The following is a 20,503-nucleotide window of genomic DNA, read 5'->3' as shown; positions in this document are numbered from 1 at the left end:
TTTTGCAAATATAGTGTCGAATCAAAACAATAGCGGTTCGCTACAATCAGGGCAGGGGGTGTTCGAGGGAGAATAAATCTTCAATTTTTTCGCGTTCACGGATCAGGAAGCTTTCCTTCCCCCTGACCAGGACTTCGGCAGCACGGGTACGTGAGTTGTAGTTGGAGCTCATGGACATGCCGTAGGCTCCGGCAGAAAGGATGGCGAGCAGGTCACCCTGGCGCAGATCGAGACGGCGTTCATGACCGAGGAAGTCACCGCTCTCGCACACTGGGCCAACCACCTCATATACCTCACCGTTGCCGTCGCGGGGCACGACTGGCACGATGTCATGGTGCGCGTCGTAGAGTGCGGGACGCATCAGGTCATTCATTGCCGCGTCGACGATGGCAAAGTTTTTTTCCATGCCGTGCTTGATATATTCCACACGGGTCAACAACAAGCCTGCATTGCCGACCAAAGCTCGCCCCGGTTCCAGCAGAATGGTGTGTACACGACCTTTCAGCTTATCGAGCAAGGCAGCGATATAGTCCGCTACCGGCGGCGGTGTCTCATCCTGATAACGAATGCCGAGACCCCCGCCGAGATCGAGATGATGCAGCTCAATGCCTTCAGCTTCCAGTGCGTCCACGAGAGTCAGTACGCGATCCAGGGCATCCGCAAACGGGCGCGTCTCGGTGAGTTGTGACCCAATATGGCAGTCAATGCCCTTAATTTTCAGGTTCGGCAAAGATGCTGCCAGGCGATACAAACGGAGTGCGTCTTCATGAGCCACGCCAAACTTGTTACCCTTAAGGCCGGTGGAAATATACGGATGGGTATTGGCATCCACGTCCGGATTGACGCGCAAGCTCACCGGAGCAATCTTGTTCATAGCGCCGGCCACCTCATTGAGGCGCTGCAGCTCGGCTTCGGATTCCACGTTAAAACATAAAATCCCGCAGTCCAGCGCCAGGCGCATTTCATCTGCTGTTTTGCCCACGCCGGAAAATACCACTTTGCCCGGATTGCCCCCGGCCGCCATGACGCGCTGCAATTCACCTCCCGAGACAATATCGAACCCGGCTCCCAAGTCCGCGAACAGTCTCAGAATGGCGAGGTTCGGATTGGCCTTCATCGCATAACAGATCAAATGGTCGTGACCATGCAATGCGTGTTCAAAAGCTTGAAATGCCTGGGTCAACGCCGCGTGCGAATACACATAGCAGGGTGTAGCGTAGGTCTCGGCAATGGTTACCAGGTCGGCTGACTCAATGTGGAGATGATTGTATTGCAGCGAGAGTGGGTTCATTTAGCGGCGGGTTGCGTAGTCGCGGGTTTTTCGGGAAGATATAAAGCGCCTTTCGTGCCGCACGCTGACAGCATCAGCAGCAACAAACAGGCCGCGCAATAGGATAAGGTGCGGTGTCGCATGGGAGCCTTTCAAGGTGGGCGGGAACGTCTGTTCATAAATTACGCAGCGCATTTTACCATGACCGAAACTGAATACCGCCAACTGGCTGATGCCGCCTTTGCCCATATCGAATCGGTGCTGGAGCATGCCGATAACGACCTGGATTATGAATTGGCTGCCGGCGAGGTGCTGGAAATCGAATTCGACAACGGCAGCAAGATCATTATCAACCGCCAAGGTGCAAACCAGGAAATCTGGGTTGCTGCCAAATCGGGAGGGTTTCACTACCGTTGGCAGGACAATGCCTGGCGTAACACACGTGACGGTAGCGAACTGATGCAGACGCTGGCCAGCTTGATAGCACAGCAAGGTGGCGGCGAAATTTCTTTTTAATTGGTTTGAAAAAATAGTATGGCGGCGATACTATCTTGTCATGGATAAAAGCGCCGCACAATTTTTTGACCTGATTGATCGTCTGGGCAATCTGGTGCGCGTTAATCTGCGCGCAGCCGGCGGTCAACATGGCCTGCAACCCGTGCACCTGCAGGCGCTGGTTTATCTGGCTATTGCTAACCGATACAGCAATACGCCTCAAGCATTGACCGAATACCTGGGCCTTACTAAAGGCACAGTGTCGCAAAGCCTGCTGTTATTACACCGGCGCGGGCTGATAGAACGCCAGGGTGATACGGATGACAAACGTCTGGTGCGCCTCGCATTGAGTGAATCCGGTGCACAGCTATTAAAGGACATTCAGCTTTTACCAGACTGGGCCCAAGTCATTACTCGCATAGCCCCGCAACGCAGCAAGATTGCCCTGGCAGTACTCAAGGAGTTGTTGCTCGCGCTACAACTCGGTGCAGGAAACCGCAGTTTTGGTGTATGCAATACATGCCAACACAATTTGCATGAAGGCCCGCGTAGTTACCGCTGCGGTCTGACTGAAGAAAAATTGAGTTTGCATGATACGCGGATGATATGTCGGGAGCACCAACCCAGGCAGAAGTCGCGGCGTTAGGCGGACCGATCAAAACCTAAAACCTCAGAAAACTCGGTAGCGCGCTCTCCCCAGGGGATCACTCCCGGAATTAGTTGCGCTGTTCACTATCTTCCCGTACCTGCCGAAAAGGGTTCCCCATATATAGCCAAGGGCGATTAATTTGCCATTTTGCCGAAGGCTGGCATTGCACAAGGCCTATTATTTAGCAGCTTTAAGCTTAACCCTCGTTGCTATTTAGTGACACCTTGAATTCTTAGCACCCCTTTGTTTTATTGGATAAAACTATGAAACGAGGGGTATTCATTGTCTCAAACAAGAGACAAAAATAGCGCCTCAACTCTTCGCCTGTACCAAATTTTCAAAGAAACATACTGTTTCATAAGTGTTTTTTATAATTGGTTCGTATCTTGCTAGTTCCCTGATCGACGCAGATTCCTATTAAAAAACATCTAGAGAGTTACCGCGCGCATAAAAATAATGTGCCGCCGTAGCATGCTGATAATCGACAGGGAATGGAAATGGCGAAGAAAAAACAACAACCAATATCCAATCCTCCAAACCAGGAGTATGTCGGAAGCGCGTTTAAAACGCCTCGCTTTGGTGAAGTGTTGCCAAAGGAATCTGAACGACAAAACAGTGTGGTAGACATGAAACCAAAAAAAGAATTGCACACAGCTTTCTTAACCGAAGCGCATTTGGGACGCGCGTTACTACTGCTGGATGTGAATGGCAGCATCAAATATTGCAGCCCTGCAATGCTAAACGGCTTTGGCGCAAGCTTGCATGAGCTGGTGGGTAAGCCGGTGACAGATTTATTGCCGGAATTCCCTATCAGTCAGTCCGCCCCAGACGATAACCTGGTTTATGCATCGTTCCTGTTTCGCAACAGTCAGTGGCGTGCCTGCAGTGGGAAAGATAGCCAGGGCAGAACGCTGTCTCTGGAGGCGACACTCATGCCGCTGGAACTGGAAGGACGCTGTCTGCTGCTGCTCGAACTACGTACGCCGCATGCTCATGCAAACGAGGAGGAAAAACTGCTGCGCATTCAGGAAGTCTCGGAATTGAGCGGTGATGCGGTGGCGATCACTGACGCTGATGGTGTGATTGTATATGTCAATCCGGCATTTGAGGTTCTGACCGGATATCGAAAAGAAGAAGTCTTGGGGCGCACTCATGCCATTGTCAAAGCGGGAGTAAATGAGGAGAAGTTGTATGCGCAGATGTGGGAAGTTTTGCAGGCCAATGCGACTTTTCGCGGTCAGTTTATGAACCGCCACAAAAACGGCACGCACTTCTATGAGGACAAGATCATTCGCCCCTTCCGTAATGCCTGCGGAAAAACGACTCACTTCATTGCCAGTGGCCGCGATGTTAGCGACCGGGTACAAATCATGCGACGCCTGGAACACTTTGCCAACTATGACGGCTTGACCGGCCTGCCAAATCGCAATTTGTTCATGGACCGGTTGCAACAAGCGCAAGCACACACATTCCGCAGTGGCGAGGGTTTTACTCTCATGCTGCTCGATATCGATCATTTCAAGACTATCAACGACACCTTCGGCCATGCAACGGGAGATGCTGTTTTGCAGACGGTCGCCTCGCGGCTCAAACAGTGCTTGCGCGAGGAGGATACCGTTGCACGTCTGGGTGGAGACGAGTTCTGCCTGATCCTGGAAAAAAGCGTGCTGCGCAGAGACGTAAAAAAAGTACTTGAAAAAATTAGCGCATTGTTAAGCGAATCGCTCACCATCGACGGCCACAATATCTCTATTCAGGCCAGCATAGGCGTTGCATTTTATCCGGAGCATGGCGAGGACAGCCACACTTTGCTCAAACAGGCTGATTGCGCCATGTATCGAGTCAAGGCGAATGGAGGCAACGCGCATCTGTTTGTTGATAAAAAAGAGACCCTGCGCCGCGCCGGCAATGATGGATTTTTTGGCGGTGGATAGTCTGAATTTGCCTATACAGGAAGCATCTTCAGGTTGGAAGTAAAGGCGAGTTGGCCCGATTTGTCATCACTACGCCTATAGATTGCACTCAAAGTAGTAAAACCATTATTCAATTTTGACCGGCAATTCAAAGTCAAAGATAAATACCGGGAGAGTCAAAATGACTGAAATTTTCGACCCACGGCAGAATTATCTTCTCGCTGCGATGCATACGGAAGAGTTCGAGCGCATTGCTCCGCATCTTGAACTCGTGTCCATGCCCTATACGGAAGTCCTGTACGAATGTAATGAGGCATTGCAATACGCCTATTTTCCCACCAGCGCCACAGCCTCGCTTCTTTGCAGCCTCGAAGACGGAGTGTCTGTGGAAGTTGCGGTAGTGGGAAATGAAGGCGTCCTGGATGTTTCAATTTTCATGGGATATAACGCGGCACTCACCATGGCAACCATCCAGACTGCCGGTCACGGTTACCGTCTTCCGGCGAAAGTGCTGAAACAGGAGTTTGACCAAGGCGGATCATTGCAGCATCTATTGATGCGTTATACGCGAACCCTCATCATCCAGATGGCTCAGACGACTGCCTGCAACCGCCGTCATTCGGTCGAGCAGCAGTTGTGCCGCTGGTTGCTGTTAAATTTTGATCGCGTCCATTCCGGTAGCCTGGCCATGACCCAGGAATTGATTTCAAACATGCTCGGTGTACGCCGCGAAAGCATCACCGAAGCGGCGCGCAAGCTGCAAACAGATGGCCTGATTAGTTACTGCCGTGGGCACATTAAGGTCCTGGATAGACCAGGTTTGGAAACTCACGTTTGCGAGTGCTATGACGTCGTGAAAAAAGAGTCGGAGCGGTTTTTCTCCGACTTGAATATCCCCCGCCATACCGGAGAGATGGCCCAGTGCGTTACTTAACTGAGTGCGCGTCTGCCTCGTGCAATGGCTGCCCTTACCTGCGCCGGCGCGGTTCCGCCGATATGATCGCGGCTGTTCATCGAGCCTTCCAGCGACAGTACGGCGTAAATATCCGCTTCCACCAGGGGCGAGAATTGCTGCAAATCCGTCATCGATAAATCTGCCAGATCGCAGCCTTTGGTCTCTGCATGACGTACCGCCAGTGCCACGGCTTCATGCGCATCTCGGAATGGGAGACCTTTTTTCACCAAATAATCGGCCAAATCGGTAGCGGTAGCGAAGCCCTGTAGCGCCGCAGCACGCATGGCTTCGGGCTTGACGCGAATGCCGGGGAGCATTTCGGCGACGATGGCGAGGGTGTCGATCAGCGTGTCCACCGTGTCGAACAGTGGCTCCTTGTCTTCCTGGTTGTCCTTGTTGTAGGCCAGCGGCTGGCCTTTCATCAGAGTGAGCAGCGCCACCAGATGACCGTTGACGCGCCCGGTCTTGCCACGGATGAGTTCGGGCACGTCCGGATTTTTCTTTTGCGGCATGATGGAGGAGCCGGTGCAGAAGCGATCGGCCAGGTCGATGAAGCCGAAGCGTGGGCTCATCCACAGAATCAACTCCTCGGACAGACGCGACAAATGGGTCATGATGAGGCTGGCGCACGCCGTGAATTCGATGGCGAAGTCGCGGTCTGAAACGGCGTCCAACGAGTTCTCGCAGACGCCGTCAAAGCCGAGTTCGCGCGCCACCATTTCACGGTCAATCGGATAACTGGTGCCGGCCAGCGCGGCAGCCCCCAGCGGCAGGCGGTTGACGCGTTTGCGGCAGTCGGCGAGGCGCTCGGCGTCGCGCTTCAACATTTCAAAATAGGCCATGAGATGGTGGCCGAACGACACCGGCTGCGCCACTTGCAGGTGGGTGAAACCGGGCATCACTACCTCGGCGTTGGCTTCGGCAACGTCGAGCAGCGCACTTTGTGCCTGGCGGATGAGGCCGAGCAGGCCATCGATATTGTGGCGCAGGTAGAGGCGGATGTCGGTCGCTACCTGGTCGTTGCGCGAACGGCCGGTGTGCAGGCGCTTGCCCGCATCGCCGACTTTGCTGGTGAGCGCTTTTTCAATATTGAGGTGGACGTCTTCCAGGTCCAGCGACCACTGGAACCTCCCGGCCAGAATTTCCGCGTGGATCTCGGCCAGGCCGCGCCGGATGGCGGCGAGGTCGTCGGTGCTGATGATGTGCTGATGGGCGAGCATGGCAGCGTGAGCGAGTGAACCCTGAATATCGAACTCGGCCAGCCGGTAGTCGAACCCGATCGAAGCCGTGTAGCGTTTGACGCGCTCGGATACTGGTTCGGTGAAACGGCCTGACCACAGCGGCGGGGTATCTAGCGGTGTCTGGGACATATTTGGGAACCTGATCAATAAAGGAGTTCGGCCAGAAAACTAAAGGCGGGAGAGTTTTGGCCGAAGACAGCACAATGCTGCACAATACCCGGATTATGCCAAAGCCTACCGCCTCCGACTATCCCACCCAGTTACCGGATTTCTGCAATCTGGGTGTTACGCTGCGCATTCTGGTTGGGGTTGAGGGGCTGACCCTGGCGGCGGCCTGGCTGCGTGCCGATGCACTCGATGGTGTGTGGCGCCTGTTTGTCGAGCAGTCGGTAGTGGTACAGCCGGCGCTGTTGGTGATGCTGGCAGTGCTATGCCTGGGCAAGCCCTGGCTGGTGCGCCTGTCCTACAAAAAAGGCGTGGTGGCGGTACTGCTGCTTGCGCTGGTCTGCCATGCCGCAGTGAAAGGCATGATGGCAAGACTGTTTGCCGACACCGCATTGTATGTTTTTGGCCTGCGCGATGTGATCAACGTGATTCTGGTAACCGGCATGCTGCTGGGCTATTTTTACCTGCGTGGACGAGCGCTATCCCCGGCCTTGTCCGAAGCGCGTTTACAGGCATTACAGGCGCGCATACGCCCGCATTTTTTATTCAATAGCCTGAATGCGGTTCTCAGTCTGGTGCGCAGCGAGCCGCGCCGCGCCGAACGTGCGCTGGAAAATCTGGCGGATCTGTTCCGCGTATTGATGGCCGATAACCGCCAGCTGGTACCGCTGGCCAGCGAAGTGGCATTGTGCAAACAATATCTGGAGCTGGAAGCATTGCGTCTGGGTGAGCGTTTGCAAGTGGCGTGGCATATCGACAAGATGCCGGGTGACGCGCTGATACCGCCATTGATATTGCAGCCGTTGGTGGAAAACGCCGTGTATCACGGCATCGAACCGGCCAGCCAGCCCGGCGAGATCAGCATCAATCTGTATAGCAGCGATGGCCAGGTACACCTGGTGATCAGCAATCCGTATCAGCGCGAAGGACGCCATCACGGCGGCAACAAGATGGCAATGGGCAATATCAAAAACCGCCTGATGCTGCATTTCGACGTCGAAGCCAGCCTCAAGACCCAGGTGCGCGACGCAGCTTATCAGGTGCATATCACGTTGCCTTATCGGACAGCCGCGAAATGAGCGTGCCATTGCAGATACTCATCGTGGACGATGAAGCCCCGGCGCGCAATCGTTTGCGTGACCTGCTGACGGATTGTGCTGCAGAACTGCCGACCACGGTGGTGGGGGAGGCTGCCAATGGCGTACAGGCGTTGCAAGTGCTCGAACACACTGCGGTAGATGTCGTGCTGCTCGATATTCGTATGCCGGTGATGGACGGGCTTGAACTTGCCCAGCATCTGGGCAGGCTGGATACGCCCCCCGCTGTGGTGTTTGCGACTGCCTATGACAGCTATGCCATCCAGGCATTCGAATTGAGCGCGGTCGATTATCTGCTCAAACCGGTACGCAGCGAACGGCTGGTTACGGCGCTGCGCAAGGCACAGGCGCTTAATCCTGCCACGACTGCGCTATTACGCCAACATCATAGCGAAGCGCGGCGGTTTCTCAGCGCATGCGAGCGCGGACGGATTTTGCTGGTGCCGGTGGAAGAGGTCATTTATCTGCGTGCCGAGCAAAAATATGTGGCTGCCCGTACCCTCACCCATACCTATCTTCTGGATGAGTCGCTAATTAACCTCGAGCAGGAGTTCGGTGAGACATTCGTGCGCGTGCACCGCAACAGCCTGGTGGCGCGTAGCGCCATCGAGGGGTTTGTGATTCGGCCTGGTGAAAGTGAAAGCACGGAGCCGGCTGGCTGGGTGGTGCTGCTGAAGGGGCTGGATGAGACCCTGCCGGTCAGTCGCCGGCAGTATGCGGTTATCCGTCAGTTCAAGCGCTGAGGCGATTTATTGCTGGCAACCTTGGTCAGTCCGGCATCAATTGCGGCATCCAGAAAGGCACCGTAGTAATCCACCGTTCCCAAACCGATGAGCGGTGCAGAGACCGGGTTGCCGCGGTAGTCAAATACGACCACGGTAGGTGAGAGTCCTATCCGGTGCAGTTTGGCAAAATCACCCTGGGTGGTCGGTTTGCCGTTGAAATCAATCAGGCTTTGCGAACTGCCAACTTCTACCCGGCGCATCAGCACTTTTTTGGCATACTCCGGATTGCGCTGCATGGGCAGCAGAAACTCACTGAGCAGGCGCTCGCAGTAAGGGCAATGCGGCGAGCCAAACATTACCATGATGGGCACGCCGCGGCTTTTTGCCAGTTCCGCATCGGCTTTCAGGTTGGTGCTGTAAGGAACGTTTGGGGTTTCTGCACGCGCCGGGGATAGGCCGGTCCATGCTAGAATTCCTAAAAGAAATAACGTTGCCAATTTCATCATTGTCATTGCTCCAAGCGCAAATACGCTAATTGATGCTCCATTTTACGTGCAGGCCGTCCTTTGTTAAATAGTCCAAACCACCCCCCAATCACCCCGGATGAATTGATCATCGCTTCGCGCGAGAGCGCACTTGCCCTGTGGCAAGCAGAACACGTTGCCGAGCGTCTGCGTGCGCTTTATCCGGCCATGCGGGTGCGTATCCTGGGGATGACGACTCAGGGTGACCAGATTCTCGATTCACCTCTGAGTAAAATTGGCGGAAAGGGTTTATTCGTCAAGGAACTGGAAACGGCGATGGCGGAAGGGCGCGCGCACATTGCCGTGCATTCCATCAAAGACGTGCCGATGAATTTACCGGAAGGTTTCCAGCTCGCGGCGATTGGCGAGCGCGAAGACCCGCGCGATGCGTTTGTCTCCGGCACCTATGCCAGCCTCGACGCGTTACCTGCAGGGGCACGAGTCGGCACATCCAGTCTGCGGCGCGAATGCCAGTTACGCGCACGTTTTCCGCAATTGATAATTGAGCCACTGCGCGGCAATGTACAGACTCGCTTGCGCAAGCTCGATGAAGGCCAGTATGACGCCATCATTCTTGCCGCCGCTGGGCTTAAACGGCTGGGATTGGGCGCACGCATCCGCAATGAAATCAGTCCCGAGCAGAGTTTGCCAGCAGTCGGTCAGGGCGCGCTGGGCATCGAGTGTCTGGCCGGGCGCGAGGATCTGGTGGCTTTGCTGGCACCGCTTAATCATAGTGCCACCGCCGACTGCGTCCGAGCCGAACGTGCCATGAGCCGCGCCCTGGGAGGCAGTTGCCAGGTGCCTCTGGGTGGTTATGCGCAGATTGCCGATGGTATTCTCAATTTGCGCGGTTTCGTCGCGGAAATTGATGGCAGCCGCATCATCAGCGGCAGTGTGTCCGGGCCATGCGAGGATGCGGAACGCCTGGGCTGTCAATTGGCGGATCAACTCCTGGCTCTGGGTGCGGGTGCAATCCTCGCGGCGTTATCAGCATGAGTACCTCATTGAATGGACGCGGCGTACTGGTAACGCGGCCCGCCCATCAGGCGGCGCATCTGGCTGAACTGATTATTGCCGCGGCGGGCAAGCCGGTGCTATTCCCGGTGCTGGAAATCCTGGACGCAGCCGACCTGCAGCCGTTGTATGAGCTGATTGACCGGCTGGATAGCGTGGATCTCGCTATTTTCATCAGTCCGAATGCGGTGAACAAGGCGATGAACCTGATCAAGTCGCGCCGTGAACTGCCGGCCACGCTCAAAATCGCCGCCATCGGCCGCGGCAGCAGCAAGGAACTGAAACACTTTGGCATCACCGATATCATTGCGCCAACAGCCCGCTTCGATAGCGAGAATCTGCTGGAAATGCCCGAGCTGCAAAATGTGGCGGGTCAACGTATCGTCATTTTTCGCGGCGACGGCGGCCGTGAGGTGCTGGGCGACACCCTGGCCGCCCGCGGTGCCAGTATCGAATATGCCGAATGCTACCGGCGCAGCCGTCCGGATGCATCGGCGGGCGGATTGCTACGCCAGTGGTCGCGTAATGAAATTAACGCGGTGACGGTTACCAGTGCGGAAGGCTTGCGTAATCTCTACGATATGTTGGGCAAGCTGGGGCGGCAATGGCTGAAAACCACGCCCGTGTTTGTGCCGCACCCCCGCATCCTGGAAGTTACGCGTGAACTTGGGCTGGAACAGGCTATGGTCACCCCCTCAGGGGACGAGGGGCTGGTACAGGGTATGATTGAATGGTTCAGGGTCCATCCATGATCGAACAGCCACAAACCGTCGACAAACCGGATTTGCTCGACAATCTTGGGCGTATCCGGCCCGCACTGATAGTGGCATTGCTGGCGCTGGGAATAGCCGGCTGGCAGTGGTGGGATAGCAATAACCGTATCCGCCAGTTGCAGATTGAATTAGGGCAACGCCTGGCAGCATCCAACAATGTTGAGCAGGAAAGCCGGGTGTTGAGCAAGCAGGCGATAGAAAGCACGCGCGAACTGTCGGTCAAGCTGGGGGAAATTCAGGGCAAGCTGGCCGATTCACAAAATCAGCAGTTGGCGCTGGAAGCCTTGTATCAGGATTTGGCGCGTAGCCGTGATGAGTGGACCCTGGCGGATATAGAGCAGATCGTGCTGTCTGCCAGCCAGCAATTGCAGCTGGCAGGCAATGCCAAGGCCGCGCTGATCGCATTGCGGAGTGCGGAGACGCGGCTGGAACGCCTGAACAAACCCCAGTTTGCGGCACTGCAGCGTGCGATCAATGACGATATCCTGCGTCTGCAGGAAGTACCCCAGATTGATACAGTGGGCATTGCGCAGCGTCTGGATGAATTGATAGCCGATGTGGATGATCTGCCGATTGCCAGCGAACATGAAATTCCGGTGGTCCAACCGCGCAGCCAGCATCCTCAAGTGACTGGCGCCGCCAACCGCTTTGGGCGTGAAATCCTGCAAGAACTCAAGGGTCTGGTGCAGGTGCGGCGCATGGATACTCCAGACACTGCATTGCTGGCGCCGACACAAGTTTATTTCCTGCGACAAAATCTCAAGTTGCGCCTGCTCACCGCGCGCATCGCGTTGTTGGCGCACGATGAAGTCAGTTACAAATCCGATCTGCTGGATGCCCAGAATTGGGTGAAGCGTTATTTCAACGGTAGCGACGCGCGGGTGGCGAGGGCCTTGATCAGCCTTGGTAAATTGGCCAATAGCCCGGTCAGCATCCAATTGCCTAGCCTGTCGGAAAGTCTCGCGGCGTTGCAGGCGAGCCGCATCGGGCGTAAGCATTAATGCGTGCGCTCATCTGGATTGTTGTGCTTTTCGCCCTGGCGGTGGGCTTTACCATGGCGGGCAAATACGACCCGGGTTATGCCGTTCTGGTGTACCCGCCCTATCGGGTAGAGCTCTCGCTCACGCTGATGGTGGCGGTATTCCTGGTCTTGCTGGTGCTGGGTCATCTGTTTTTTCGTCTTGCCTCGGCAACCTTGCGCCTGCCGGAACAAGTCCGCACTTTCCGCGCCAGGCAACGCGAGCAAAAGTCGCGCGAGGCGCTCAGCGAGGCGCTCACGGCGTTGCTGGAAATGCGTTATAACCGGGCTGAAAACCGCGCGGCCGAAGCGCTCTCGCTGGATTCTACGCAATGGCAGGCAACGTTGATTGCCGCACGTGCTGCGCATGAAACCAAGGCATATTCACGCCGCGATGGATACCTGGCACAGCTGGAACAGTTGGCGCCCGACCAGGCAATGGTGCGGCTGATAACCGAGGCAGACTGTCTGCTGGGCGAAGGGCGTGCCGATGCTGCCCTGGTCCGCCTTAAACAGGCCGCAATCCTTGATCCCAAACATGGGGTTCTGGAGAAGCTCGAAGCGCGCGCACATCAAATGCTGAAAGACCAGCAGCAGGCAGTGTAGCTAATCGGCTTGCTTTGCCTTACCTTCATCCAGCAAGAATCGCTTGAATGCCTGCGCTGTTGCAGACAGGCGCTTGTTTTTGCGATGCACAATGAACCAGTGGCGCTGGATTGGAAAAAATTCCACATCGAGTAACGCCAGGCGGCGGGTTTCCAGTTCCAGTGAAACGGTATGCAAGGACACCACGGCCAGGCCCATGCCGGCTTGAACGGCCTGTTTGATGGCCTCATTGGTATTCATTACCAGGCCTCTTAGCGGGGTGATTTGATGGGTCTGGAAAAATCGCTCCGAAGCGCTGCGGGTGCCCGAGCCGGCTTCACGCACAATCAGTATTTCATTGGCCAGGCGACTCACCGGGATGCGTTTTTGCCCAGCCAGAGGATTATCCGGAGCAGAGATCACTACCAGCGGATTTTCCATGAATGATTCCGCGATTAGGTCATGTCCGTCAGGCGGCTGCCCCATTATCGCCAGATCAATTTCGTTCTGCTCAAGCTGGCCCAGCAATGCCTCGCGGTTGGTGACATCCAGATTAACCGTGACTTGCGGATGGTTTTGGCGAAAGCTGGCCAGCAGTTGGGTGGCGAAATAATTCGCGGTGGAGGCCACGGATATTTTCAGATTGCCACGCTCCATCCCCTTGAGTTCGGCCAGCACCAGTTCGGCTTCACCCAGCTGCTCGGCAATGGCTTTACTATAGTAATACATCTCCCGGCCAGCCTCGGTCATATAAATCTTTTTGCCTATTTGCTCGAACAGAGGCAGTCCCAGATTTTCTTCCAAAAGCTTGATTTGCATTGAAACAGCCGGTTGGGAGAGATGCAATTCCCGCGCTGCGCGGGAATAGCTCAACAGCCGCGCAACGGATTCAAAAATTTTTAATTGCCGCAAAGTGAGATGTAACATTCAGTATTTATACCATAAGTTAAACCTTATGGTATCAATCAAAATGATTGAATATGTATTATGGGTTAATACCAGTAAACTGTTTCCACTGTCGAATAAAAGCCTACAAGCGTTGCGCAGGTCTCGATGGGTACATCGTTAACTTTAGGAGGTTGTAATGGCCGTTAAAACATACAACGCCGGTGTGAAAGAATACCGGCAGACTTACTGGATGCCGGAATACACGCCGCTGGATACCGACATCCTTGCGTGCTTCAAGATTACCCCGCAAGCGGGCGTGGACCGTGAAGAAGTCGCTGCCGCTGTGGCTGCGGAGTCATCAACGGGTACCTGGACCACCGTGTGGACCGATCTGCTGACCGATCTGGATTACTACAAAGGCCGTGCCTATCGCATCGAAGACGTACCCGGTGATGACACCTGTTTCTACGCTTTCGTTGCTTACCCGATCGACCTGTTCGAAGAAGGTTCAGTGGTTAACGTGCTGACCTCCCTGGTTGGTAACGTGTTCGGTTTCAAAGCGTTACGCGCATTGCGTCTGGAAGATATCCGCTTCCCGGTTGCATACGTGAAGACCTGTGGTGGTCCTCCTCAAGGTATTCAGGTCGAGCGCGACAAGATGAACAAGTATGGTCGTCCGCTGCTGGGCTGCACCATCAAGCCCAAGCTGGGTCTGTCTGCCAAGAACTACGGCCGCGCGGTGTACGAGTGCCTGCGCGGTGGTCTGGACTTCACCAAGGACGACGAGAACGTCAACAGCCAGCCGTTCATGCGCTGGCGTGATCGTTTCGAGTTCGTGCATGAAGCCACAATGAAAGCCGAACGCGAAACTGGCGAGCGTAAAGGCCACTACCTGAACGTGACAGCTCCGACCCCGGAAGAAATGTACAAGCGGGCTGAATTTGCCAAGGAAATCGGCGCGCCGATCATCATGCACGACTACCTGACTGGAGGCCTGACAGCCAACACAGGTCTGGCCAACTGGTGTCGCAACAACGGCATGCTGCTGCACATCCACCGCGCCATGCACGCCGTACTCGACCGCAACCCGCACCACGGTATCCACTTCCGCGTGCTGACCAAAGTGCTGCGTCTGTCGGGTGGTGATCACCTGCACTCGGGTACCGTGGTCGGCAAGCTGGAAGGCGACCGCGAAGCCACGCTGGGCTGGATCGACACCATGCGCGACGAGTTCATCAAGGAAGACCGTAGCCGCGGCCTGTTCTTCGATCAGGACTGGGGTTCGATGCCTGGCGTGCTGCCGGTAGCTTCTGGTGGTATTCACGTGTGGCACATGCCCGCACTGGTGAACATCTTCGGTGACGATTCCGTGCTGCAATTCGGTGGCGGCACGCTCGGCCACCCGTGGGGCAACGCTGCTGGCGCCGCCGCCAACCGCGTGGCGCTGGAAGCCTGTGTGGAAGCACGCAACCAGGGTGTTGCCATCGAGAAAGAAGGCAAAGACATTCTGAACAAAGCTGCCGCACACAGCCCGGAACTCAAGATCGCCATGGAAACCTGGAAAGAGATCAAGTTCGAATTCGACACCGTGGACAAGCTGGACGTGGCCCACAAATAATCGTGACCATTTGCCGGGGCGATGCGTCCCGGCATGTCAACCCAATTCAGGAGTGATGCAATGAGTGAAGTAATGGATTACAACTCCCGTCTGAGCGACCCCGCCAGCCGGAAATTTGAAACCTTCTCGTATCTGCCCGCGATGGATGCCGCCAATATCCGCAAGCAGGTGGCTTACCTGGTGTCGAAAGGCTGGAACCCGGCTATCGAGCACATCGAGCCGCAGTACCTGATGGATTCCTACTGGTATATGTGGAAGCTGCCCATGTTCGGTGAAACCGACGTGGAAAAAGTGCTGGCAGAAGCGGAAGCTTGTCACAAAGCCAACCCGGACAACCATGTGCGTTTGATTGGTTACAACAACTTCAATCAGTCACAAGGCACTTCCATGGTGATATATCGCGGCAAGACTGTTTAATCAAGTCGCGGCGCGGGCAACCGTAGCGAAGCCCCCGCTGCCGTGAGGCTGCGGGGGCTTTTTTTTTTGTATGAATAATATTCCTCAACCAGATTGGGCTCACAGGGTGCGGCATTAGATTTCGTACGTCTTAACCAATCAATAATTTCCAGATACGGAGTTCGGCATGAGCGACACTATCGCGCAATACCGCATTGAAAAAGAACCTTATTACCGGGGCGTGGCCGACGAAGTCGCGCTGTACGAAGCGGCCTACTCGGTGCGCATGCCGATGATGCTGAAAGGCCCGACCGGTTGCGGCAAAACCCGCTTTGTTGAATACATGGCGTGGAAACTCAACAAGCCCTTGATTACCGTGGCGTGTAACGAAGACATGACCGCCTCCGACCTGGTCGGACGCTTTCTGCTGGATGCCAGCGGCACCCGCTGGCAGGACGGCCCGCTGGCCATCGCAGCGCGCCATGGCGCGATCTGCTACCTGGACGAAGTCGTCGAAGCGCGCCAGGACACCACCGTGGTGATCCACCCGCTCACCGACAACCGCCGCGTGTTGCCGCTGGAGAAAAAAGGCGAGCTGATCCAGGCGCATCCCGACTTCCAGCTGGTGATCTCCTACAACCCCGGCTACCAGAGCCTGATGAAGGATCTGAAACAATCCACCAAACAACGTTTTGGCGCACTCGACTTCAACTACCCGGCACACGACATCGAAACCGAAATCGTCGCCCACGAAACCGGCGTCAGTGGCGAAGTGGCCGGCAAGCTCGTATCCATCGCCGAACGCGCGCGCAACCTGAAAGGCCACGGTCTTGACGAAGGCATCTCCACGCGCATGCTGATATACGCAGGCAGCCTGATCGCCAAGAACGTGGAGCCGACCGCTGCGTGCCGTATGGCATTGGTGCGCCCGATTACCGATGACCCGGACATGCGCGATGCGCTGGATGCAGCAGTGAGTACGTTCTTTTAAAGGTGGCTGCTGAAGCAATTAGCCGTAGAAATCACAGCGGACGGAGAATGCAGAAACAATTCGATGCCCGGCAGCGCGCGCAACCGGATTTCGGATTCTCCGTGACCACTGAGGCAATCATTAAGGTATAGCCATGTCCATTAATCTGGAAGACTACGAAGATACACTGGGCGAACTCTCGGAAAGCTCGCGCCTGATTTTGCAATCCGCGTGGCACGATGCAGTGCGCGTATTCAGCCCGGCTGGTCTGGATCATTACCTTAAGGGCGCCAAATCTTTGCGTAACCTGGGTCGCGGTTGCGATCTGGTGGCGACCTATATCCAGAACGCTCCCACCATCGCGCGCGGCTTAGGGGAAGATGTGATTCCCGAACTGGTACACAGCGCCATGATGATGGCGTCGAAAACCAGCGGCACGGTGATCGAGTTGGTGCTGGCGACGGCGCCTACCGCCGCCGAGCGTCTGGGCGATGCCGAGTTGTTCAGCAAGTATCTTCAGTTGCTTAACGTGCTGCTGGCCAGTGCGCCGCGCGGGGTCAAACCCATGCTGGAAAATCTCGATACGCTGTTCGGACAACTTACCCTCGGCGGTTTACGGCGCTGGGCGACCTGGGGCGCACAGGCGCACCGTACCAATTACGAAGAGCAGATCAAATATTTCGGTCTGCAAACCCTGGAATCCAAGGCCATCCTGCAACAGGAACGCAAAGGTACACTGTTCGTCGATGTGCAGCGACGCATCAACATGTATTTGCGCGCATTGTGGGGGCGCGACTTTTTCATGCGCCCCACCTCGGGTGACTTCGAAAAGCGTGAAGGCTACCGCCCCTATATCGAGGACTATCTGATGCATCTGCCCGACGCATTCGACGATTTTGTATTGCGTGGCAAAGATGGCAGCGAACTGGGACGAACCCCAGGCCTGGAGTTGTACCGTGCTACCGCTGCGCACTGCGCGGCGCACATTGTTTACACGACTGCTCCGATTTCGGCAGAGAGTCTGAACCCGATGCAGATGGCGGTCATTTCCGTTATCGAGGATGCACGCGTGGAGCGCCTCGCCATTAATGCCTTCCCCGGTATCGGGCATCTGTGGGCGCATCTGCACACGGCAACCTCGGCGCAATCCAAGACCTTTGGCGATTACCTCAACCGCATTGTGCGGGCGTTGCTGGATGCGACGTATCAGGATGACCATCCCATTATCAGCCATGCGCGCGAGCTGTTTGCCACCGAACAGGGCAGGCTCGCCGATAACCAGTTATCGTGGGATATCGGGGTGACGCTGGCGCACGAATTGAGCCTGTTGCGCATCCCCTACCAGCCGCGTACCGATCTGCTGACCGCACCGTACCGCGATGACAACCGCTATTTCTGGGAATTCGAGGAATTCGATTTCGACAAGGCGGCGGGGGCTGGCTATGACACCATCCAGCAAGTGCGCAAGAACGTCAGCCTGATGGAGTTCGTTAACGAGATTGACTGCGAGCTGGCGGGCGACGATGCGCAGGAAATCTGGGTGCTGGGCACCGAGCTGTATCCATATGAAGATATGGGCAAGTCCTACAACGAGATGGAGGGCAAAGAGCCGGTTTCCGCGCCCTACCATTATTCGGAATGGGACTACCAGATTCAGCTGGAGCGGCCGAGCTGGGCAACCGTGATGGAGAAGCGCGCCAAAGCCGGCGACATGCAGATCATTGATGACATTGCCGCGCAGTACAGACGCGAAATCCAGCGCATGAAATTTCTGCTCGACGCAATGCAGCCGCAAGGCGTGCAACGCATCCGCAAGCTGGAAGACGGCGACGAAGTAGACATTAACGCGGCCATTGCCGCGATGATCGATATGCGTATGGGCAATCAGCCCGATCCGCGCATCATGATGCGCTCGGTACGCAAAGTGCGCGATATTTCAGTGATGGTGCTGCTGGATTTGTCCGAGTCGACCAACGACAAGGTAGCCGGGCAGGAATTCTCGGTGCTGGATTTGACCCGTCAGGCCACGGTGTTGCTGGCGGATGCCATCAACAAGATCGGCGATCCCTTTGCCATTCACGGCTTCTGTTCGGATGGCCGGCACGACGTGGAATACTACCGCTACAAGGATTTCGACCAGCCTTATAACGAAGTTCCCAAGGGCAAGCTGGCGGGCATGACCGGCCAGCTCTCCACGCGTATGGGTGCGGCCATCCGTCATGCCGGACATTATCTGAAGCAGCAACGTTCATCCAAAAAGCTGCTGCTGGTGATTACCGACGGAGAGCCTGCCGATGTGGACGTACGCGATCCGCAATATCTGCGCTTCGATGCCAAAAAGGCGGTGGAGGAGGTCGCCAAGAACGGTGTGACGACCTATTGCATGAGCCTGGATCCGCGTGCCGACCAGTATGTGTCGCGTATTTTCGGCGCGCGTAATTACATGGTGGTGGATCACGTCGAGCGTCTGCCGGAGAAACTGCCTATCCTCTACGCCGGGCTGACGCGTTAATCAGGAACGCTGAACATCTCCTGCCGCGCTGTCGTACTGATGGCCAGCACCGCCGGGTGAGTCAGACGACGTTCGGTGGAGATGGCGTAAAACTGCTCGGTCACCTGGTCGGTTTGGCCAAGCCGCACGCTCCCCGTCTGAGCCTGGATCAACTCGGAGATGGTGCTGGGCACGGCGTAAATCCCGGCGCCTTCTTTACCAAAAGCGTTGAGCAGGGCGCTGTCGTCAAATTCACCGACGATACGCGGGCGAATGCGCAGTTCATCGAGCCAGCGCATGAGTTTCGGGCGCACGGCGGCATCTTCTCCAGGCAGTAATAACGGCGCGGTATCGAGTAACTGCGGAAAATGGCCCGCATGGGTCGCCGCCAGCGCTGGCGCCGCCAGAAATGTGAGCCCACACTCCCCAAGCAAGTGACTGAATCCACGCACGTTTAATTTGGTTGGCATGGGGCGGTCAGCAATCACCAAATCCAGCCGGTGCACAGCGAGTTCCCCAAGCAGGCTGTCGAGACGCCCCTCGCGGCATTGCAAGCGCGGTTTTTCCTCGATGCGCATGGCCGGTTCCAGTAACTGATATGCCACCGACTTGGCTACCATATCGGCAATCCCGACGCGAAATTGCATGCTGCGACTGGCGGGCTGCTGGCGCAACGCCTCCTGCAGCTCTTCACCAAGCACAAATATTTCTTCGGCATAGCCGAGCACCATGCGCCCGGCTTCGGTCAGTTCCAGCGTGCGGCCGACGCGACGAAATAATTGTGTGGCGAGCGCCTCTTCGAGCACACCCAGCTGGCCGCTGATCGATTGCGGCGTCAGATGCAGACGTTCGGCAGCCTTGCCCACTCCGCCGGCTTTGGCGACGACCCAGAAATAATGCAGATGTTTGTAATTCAGTGCGCTCATGATTGCTCCGATATTTCGAATGATTGTTAAAGTATATTCGAATAATAATGATTCCGAGAGCGTATAGAATTCAGGAGTCGTTAATCCGTCAGGAGCATCAAACATGAATCCTCTACATTCGATGAATTCTATCCCCGTGGGGCAGGGCGCTGAGATTAGCGCACTGTCGACCAACAAGGTCATCCGCAACACATACATGCTGTTGTCCGCCACGTTGCTGTTCGCGGCATTGACTGCCATGGCAAGCATGGCGCTGAAGCTGCCTCACCCCGGAATCATTGTTACGCTGGTGGGCTATTTCGGCCTGCTGTTCCTTACCAGCAAATTCCGCGATAGCACAACCGGACTGGGTTTGGTGTTTGCGTTGACCGGCTTCATGGGCTACACCTTGGGCCCCATCGTCAGCCATTACCTCGGCCTGCCCAATGGCGGCCAAACGGTAGCGATGGCGATGGGTCTGACAGCCGCGATTTTTCTTGGGCTATCGGGTTATGCCCTGACCACGCGCAAAAACTTCAGCTATATGGGCGGCTTCCTGATGGTGGGCATGATCGTTGGCATCGTCGCCAGCCTGGGTGCGGTGTTTTTCGAACTGCCGGCGCTGTCGCTCGCGGTGTCGGCCATTTTCGTGCTGCTGATGTCTGGCATGATTCTGTACGAAACCAGCAATATCATTCATGGCGGCGAAACCAACTACATCATGGCCACTGTGGGCCTGTTTGTAACGATATTCAATCTGTTCACCAGCCTGATGCAGTTGCTGGGCTTTATGAACAGCGATGATTGATAC

General features: G+C 55.9%; 21 protein-coding genes. 15 read left to right on the top strand and 6 right to left on the bottom strand.

Going from position 1 to position 20,503, the window contains the following annotated elements; all coding sequences use genetic code 11:
- Positions 1-46 precede the first annotated feature (46 nt).
- Together lysA and lptM are read right to left on the bottom strand one after the other, a co-directional pair.
- On the bottom strand, positions 47-1,291 hold the full coding sequence (gene lysA, locus ACFDAU_RS15805; protein WP_413437856.1) for a diaminopimelate decarboxylase: 1,245 nt from the start codon (positions 1,289-1,291) through the stop codon (positions 47-49).
- Positions 1,288-1,413, bottom strand: coding sequence for an LPS translocon maturation chaperone LptM (gene lptM / locus ACFDAU_RS15800; RefSeq protein WP_124705512.1), 126 nt, complete (start codon positions 1,411-1,413; stop codon positions 1,288-1,290). The genes lysA and lptM overlap by 4 nt, the downstream gene beginning before the upstream one ends.
- A 58-nt stretch (positions 1,414-1,471) precedes the next feature.
- Here lptM and cyaY point away from each other — a divergent pair, with 58 nt between their 5' ends.
- From cyaY to ACFDAU_RS15780, 4 genes are all read left to right on the top strand, one after another.
- On the top strand, positions 1,472-1,786 hold the full coding sequence (cyaY, locus tag ACFDAU_RS15795) for an iron donor protein CyaY (RefSeq protein ID WP_124705513.1): 315 nt from the start codon (positions 1,472-1,474) through the stop codon (positions 1,784-1,786).
- A 40-nt stretch (positions 1,787-1,826) separates the two neighbouring features.
- On the top strand, positions 1,827-2,411 hold the full coding sequence (locus ACFDAU_RS15790; protein ID WP_124705514.1) for a MarR family winged helix-turn-helix transcriptional regulator: 585 nt from the start codon (positions 1,827-1,829) through the stop codon (positions 2,409-2,411).
- Between the two features lie 500 nt (positions 2,412-2,911).
- The gene (locus ACFDAU_RS15785; protein ID WP_413437855.1) at positions 2,912-4,348 is read left to right on the top strand and encodes a diguanylate cyclase domain-containing protein; all 1,437 of its coding nucleotides are present in this window, start codon (positions 2,912-2,914) and stop codon (positions 4,346-4,348) included.
- Positions 4,349-4,508: 160 nt separating this feature from the next.
- Positions 4,509-5,261 (top strand): Crp/Fnr family transcriptional regulator, encoded by a 753-nt coding sequence (locus ACFDAU_RS15780; protein ID WP_413437854.1) that lies wholly within the window; start codon positions 4,509-4,511, stop codon positions 5,259-5,261.
- On the opposite strand, the gene argH is transcribed toward ACFDAU_RS15780, so the two are convergent.
- Positions 5,258-6,652, bottom strand: a complete 1,395-nt coding sequence (gene argH / locus ACFDAU_RS15775; protein ID WP_413437853.1) for an argininosuccinate lyase — start codon at positions 6,650-6,652, stop codon at positions 5,258-5,260. The two genes, ACFDAU_RS15780 and argH, sit on opposite strands and share 4 nt — an antisense overlap.
- A 95-nt stretch (positions 6,653-6,747) precedes the next feature.
- On the opposite strand from argH, the gene ACFDAU_RS15770 reads away from it, so the two are divergent.
- Positions 6,748-7,767 (top strand): sensor histidine kinase, encoded by a 1,020-nt coding sequence (locus ACFDAU_RS15770; RefSeq protein WP_413437852.1) that lies wholly within the window; start codon positions 6,748-6,750, stop codon positions 7,765-7,767.
- On the top strand, positions 7,764-8,528 hold the full coding sequence (locus tag ACFDAU_RS15765; protein WP_413437851.1) for a LytR/AlgR family response regulator transcription factor: 765 nt from the start codon (positions 7,764-7,766) through the stop codon (positions 8,526-8,528). Before ACFDAU_RS15770 ends, ACFDAU_RS15765 begins: the two co-directional genes overlap by 4 nt.
- Here the strand turns inward: ACFDAU_RS15765 and ACFDAU_RS15760 are convergent.
- The gene (locus tag ACFDAU_RS15760; RefSeq protein ID WP_413437850.1) at positions 8,513-9,016 is read right to left on the bottom strand and encodes a thioredoxin family protein; all 504 of its coding nucleotides are present in this window, start codon (positions 9,014-9,016) and stop codon (positions 8,513-8,515) included. The two genes, ACFDAU_RS15765 and ACFDAU_RS15760, sit on opposite strands and share 16 nt — an antisense overlap.
- Positions 9,017-9,076: 60 nt before the next feature.
- Between ACFDAU_RS15760 and hemC the strand changes: the two genes are divergently transcribed.
- From hemC to ACFDAU_RS15740, 4 genes are read left to right on the top strand one after another with little or no spacing between them, the layout of a single operon-like run.
- Positions 9,077-10,030, top strand: coding sequence for a hydroxymethylbilane synthase (hemC, locus tag ACFDAU_RS15755; protein WP_413437849.1), 954 nt, complete (start codon positions 9,077-9,079; stop codon positions 10,028-10,030).
- A complete protein-coding gene (locus ACFDAU_RS15750) occupies positions 10,027-10,800 on the top strand; it encodes a uroporphyrinogen-III synthase (RefSeq protein ID WP_413437848.1) in 774 nt (257 codons plus the stop codon). Before hemC ends, ACFDAU_RS15750 begins: the two co-directional genes overlap by 4 nt.
- Positions 10,797-11,822 carry a uroporphyrinogen-III C-methyltransferase gene (locus ACFDAU_RS15745; protein ID WP_413437847.1) on the top strand — a complete coding sequence of 342 codons (1,026 nt, stop codon included), beginning with the start codon at positions 10,797-10,799 and terminating at the stop codon, positions 11,820-11,822. The genes ACFDAU_RS15750 and ACFDAU_RS15745 overlap by 4 nt, the downstream gene beginning before the upstream one ends.
- Positions 11,822-12,445 (top strand): heme biosynthesis HemY N-terminal domain-containing protein, encoded by a 624-nt coding sequence (locus ACFDAU_RS15740; protein ID WP_413437845.1) that lies wholly within the window; start codon positions 11,822-11,824, stop codon positions 12,443-12,445. The genes ACFDAU_RS15745 and ACFDAU_RS15740 overlap by 1 nt, the downstream gene beginning before the upstream one ends.
- Here the strand turns inward: ACFDAU_RS15740 and ACFDAU_RS15735 are convergent, their stop codons facing one another.
- Positions 12,446-13,351 (bottom strand): LysR family transcriptional regulator, encoded by a 906-nt coding sequence (locus tag ACFDAU_RS15735; protein ID WP_413437844.1) that lies wholly within the window; start codon positions 13,349-13,351, stop codon positions 12,446-12,448.
- A 157-nt stretch (positions 13,352-13,508) separates the two neighbouring features.
- Between ACFDAU_RS15735 and ACFDAU_RS15730 the strand changes: the two genes are divergently transcribed.
- From ACFDAU_RS15730 to ACFDAU_RS15715, 4 genes are all read left to right on the top strand, one after another.
- On the top strand, positions 13,509-14,930 hold the full coding sequence (locus ACFDAU_RS15730; protein ID WP_413437843.1) for a form I ribulose bisphosphate carboxylase large subunit: 1,422 nt from the start codon (positions 13,509-13,511) through the stop codon (positions 14,928-14,930).
- Positions 14,931-14,990: 60 nt separating this feature from the next.
- On the top strand, positions 14,991-15,347 hold the full coding sequence (locus tag ACFDAU_RS15725) for a ribulose bisphosphate carboxylase small subunit (RefSeq protein WP_413437842.1): 357 nt from the start codon (positions 14,991-14,993) through the stop codon (positions 15,345-15,347).
- 166 nt (positions 15,348-15,513) lie between these two features.
- Positions 15,514-16,317 carry a CbbQ/NirQ/NorQ/GpvN family protein gene (locus tag ACFDAU_RS15720; protein ID WP_413437816.1) on the top strand — a complete coding sequence of 268 codons (804 nt, stop codon included), beginning with the start codon at positions 15,514-15,516 and terminating at the stop codon, positions 16,315-16,317.
- Between the two features lie 133 nt (positions 16,318-16,450).
- Positions 16,451-18,808, top strand: coding sequence for a nitric oxide reductase activation protein NorD (locus ACFDAU_RS15715; protein WP_413437841.1), 2,358 nt, complete (start codon positions 16,451-16,453; stop codon positions 18,806-18,808).
- On the opposite strand, the gene nhaR is transcribed toward ACFDAU_RS15715, so the two are convergent.
- Positions 18,805-19,713: a transcriptional activator NhaR gene (gene nhaR / locus ACFDAU_RS15710; protein WP_413437840.1), complete on the bottom strand. Its 909-nt coding sequence runs from the start codon at positions 19,711-19,713 to the stop codon at positions 18,805-18,807. The genes ACFDAU_RS15715 and nhaR overlap by 4 nt on opposite strands.
- Positions 19,714-19,816: 103 nt before the next feature.
- Here nhaR and ACFDAU_RS15705 point away from each other — a divergent pair, with 103 nt between their 5' ends.
- Positions 19,817-20,500: a Bax inhibitor-1/YccA family protein gene (locus tag ACFDAU_RS15705; RefSeq protein WP_413437839.1), complete on the top strand. Its 684-nt coding sequence runs from the start codon at positions 19,817-19,819 to the stop codon at positions 20,498-20,500.
- Positions 20,501-20,503 lie beyond the last annotated feature (3 nt).

Origin of the sequence: Sulfuriferula sp. GW1 (genome assembly GCF_047300855.1) — a bacterium.
Lineage (GTDB): Bacteria > Pseudomonadota > Gammaproteobacteria > Burkholderiales > Sulfuriferulaceae > Sulfuriferula.
The sequence above is the reverse complement of the archived record's forward strand: the minus strand, read 5'-3'. Positions and strand labels throughout refer to the sequence as shown.

Coding starts and splice junctions, on each gene's coding strand:
- lysA (WP_413437856.1), bottom strand. CDS start 1,291: ATGAACCCACTCTCGCTGCAATACAATCATCTCCACATTGAGTCAGCC.
- lptM (WP_124705512.1), bottom strand. CDS start 1,413: ATGCGACACCGCACCTTATCCTATTGCGCGGCCTGTTTGTTGCTGCTG.
- cyaY (WP_124705513.1), top strand. CDS start 1,472: ATGACCGAAACTGAATACCGCCAACTGGCTGATGCCGCCTTTGCCCAT.
- ACFDAU_RS15790 (WP_124705514.1), top strand. CDS start 1,827: ATGGATAAAAGCGCCGCACAATTTTTTGACCTGATTGATCGTCTGGGC.
- ACFDAU_RS15785 (WP_413437855.1), top strand. CDS start 2,912: ATGGCGAAGAAAAAACAACAACCAATATCCAATCCTCCAAACCAGGAG.
- ACFDAU_RS15780 (WP_413437854.1), top strand. CDS start 4,509: ATGACTGAAATTTTCGACCCACGGCAGAATTATCTTCTCGCTGCGATG.
- argH (WP_413437853.1), bottom strand. CDS start 6,652: ATGTCCCAGACACCGCTAGATACCCCGCCGCTGTGGTCAGGCCGTTTC.
- ACFDAU_RS15770 (WP_413437852.1), top strand. CDS start 6,748: ATGCCAAAGCCTACCGCCTCCGACTATCCCACCCAGTTACCGGATTTC.
- ACFDAU_RS15765 (WP_413437851.1), top strand. CDS start 7,764: ATGAGCGTGCCATTGCAGATACTCATCGTGGACGATGAAGCCCCGGCG.
- ACFDAU_RS15760 (WP_413437850.1), bottom strand. CDS start 9,016: ATGATGAAATTGGCAACGTTATTTCTTTTAGGAATTCTAGCATGGACC.
- ACFDAU_RS15750 (WP_413437848.1), top strand. CDS start 10,027: ATGAGTACCTCATTGAATGGACGCGGCGTACTGGTAACGCGGCCCGCC.
- ACFDAU_RS15745 (WP_413437847.1), top strand. CDS start 10,797: ATGATCGAACAGCCACAAACCGTCGACAAACCGGATTTGCTCGACAAT.
- ACFDAU_RS15740 (WP_413437845.1), top strand. CDS start 11,822: ATGCGTGCGCTCATCTGGATTGTTGTGCTTTTCGCCCTGGCGGTGGGC.
- ACFDAU_RS15735 (WP_413437844.1), bottom strand. CDS start 13,351: ATGTTACATCTCACTTTGCGGCAATTAAAAATTTTTGAATCCGTTGCG.
- ACFDAU_RS15730 (WP_413437843.1), top strand. CDS start 13,509: ATGGCCGTTAAAACATACAACGCCGGTGTGAAAGAATACCGGCAGACT.
- ACFDAU_RS15725 (WP_413437842.1), top strand. CDS start 14,991: ATGAGTGAAGTAATGGATTACAACTCCCGTCTGAGCGACCCCGCCAGC.
- ACFDAU_RS15720 (WP_413437816.1), top strand. CDS start 15,514: ATGAGCGACACTATCGCGCAATACCGCATTGAAAAAGAACCTTATTAC.
- ACFDAU_RS15715 (WP_413437841.1), top strand. CDS start 16,451: ATGTCCATTAATCTGGAAGACTACGAAGATACACTGGGCGAACTCTCG.
- nhaR (WP_413437840.1), bottom strand. CDS start 19,713: ATGAGCGCACTGAATTACAAACATCTGCATTATTTCTGGGTCGTCGCC.
- ACFDAU_RS15705 (WP_413437839.1), top strand. CDS start 19,817: ATGAATCCTCTACATTCGATGAATTCTATCCCCGTGGGGCAGGGCGCT.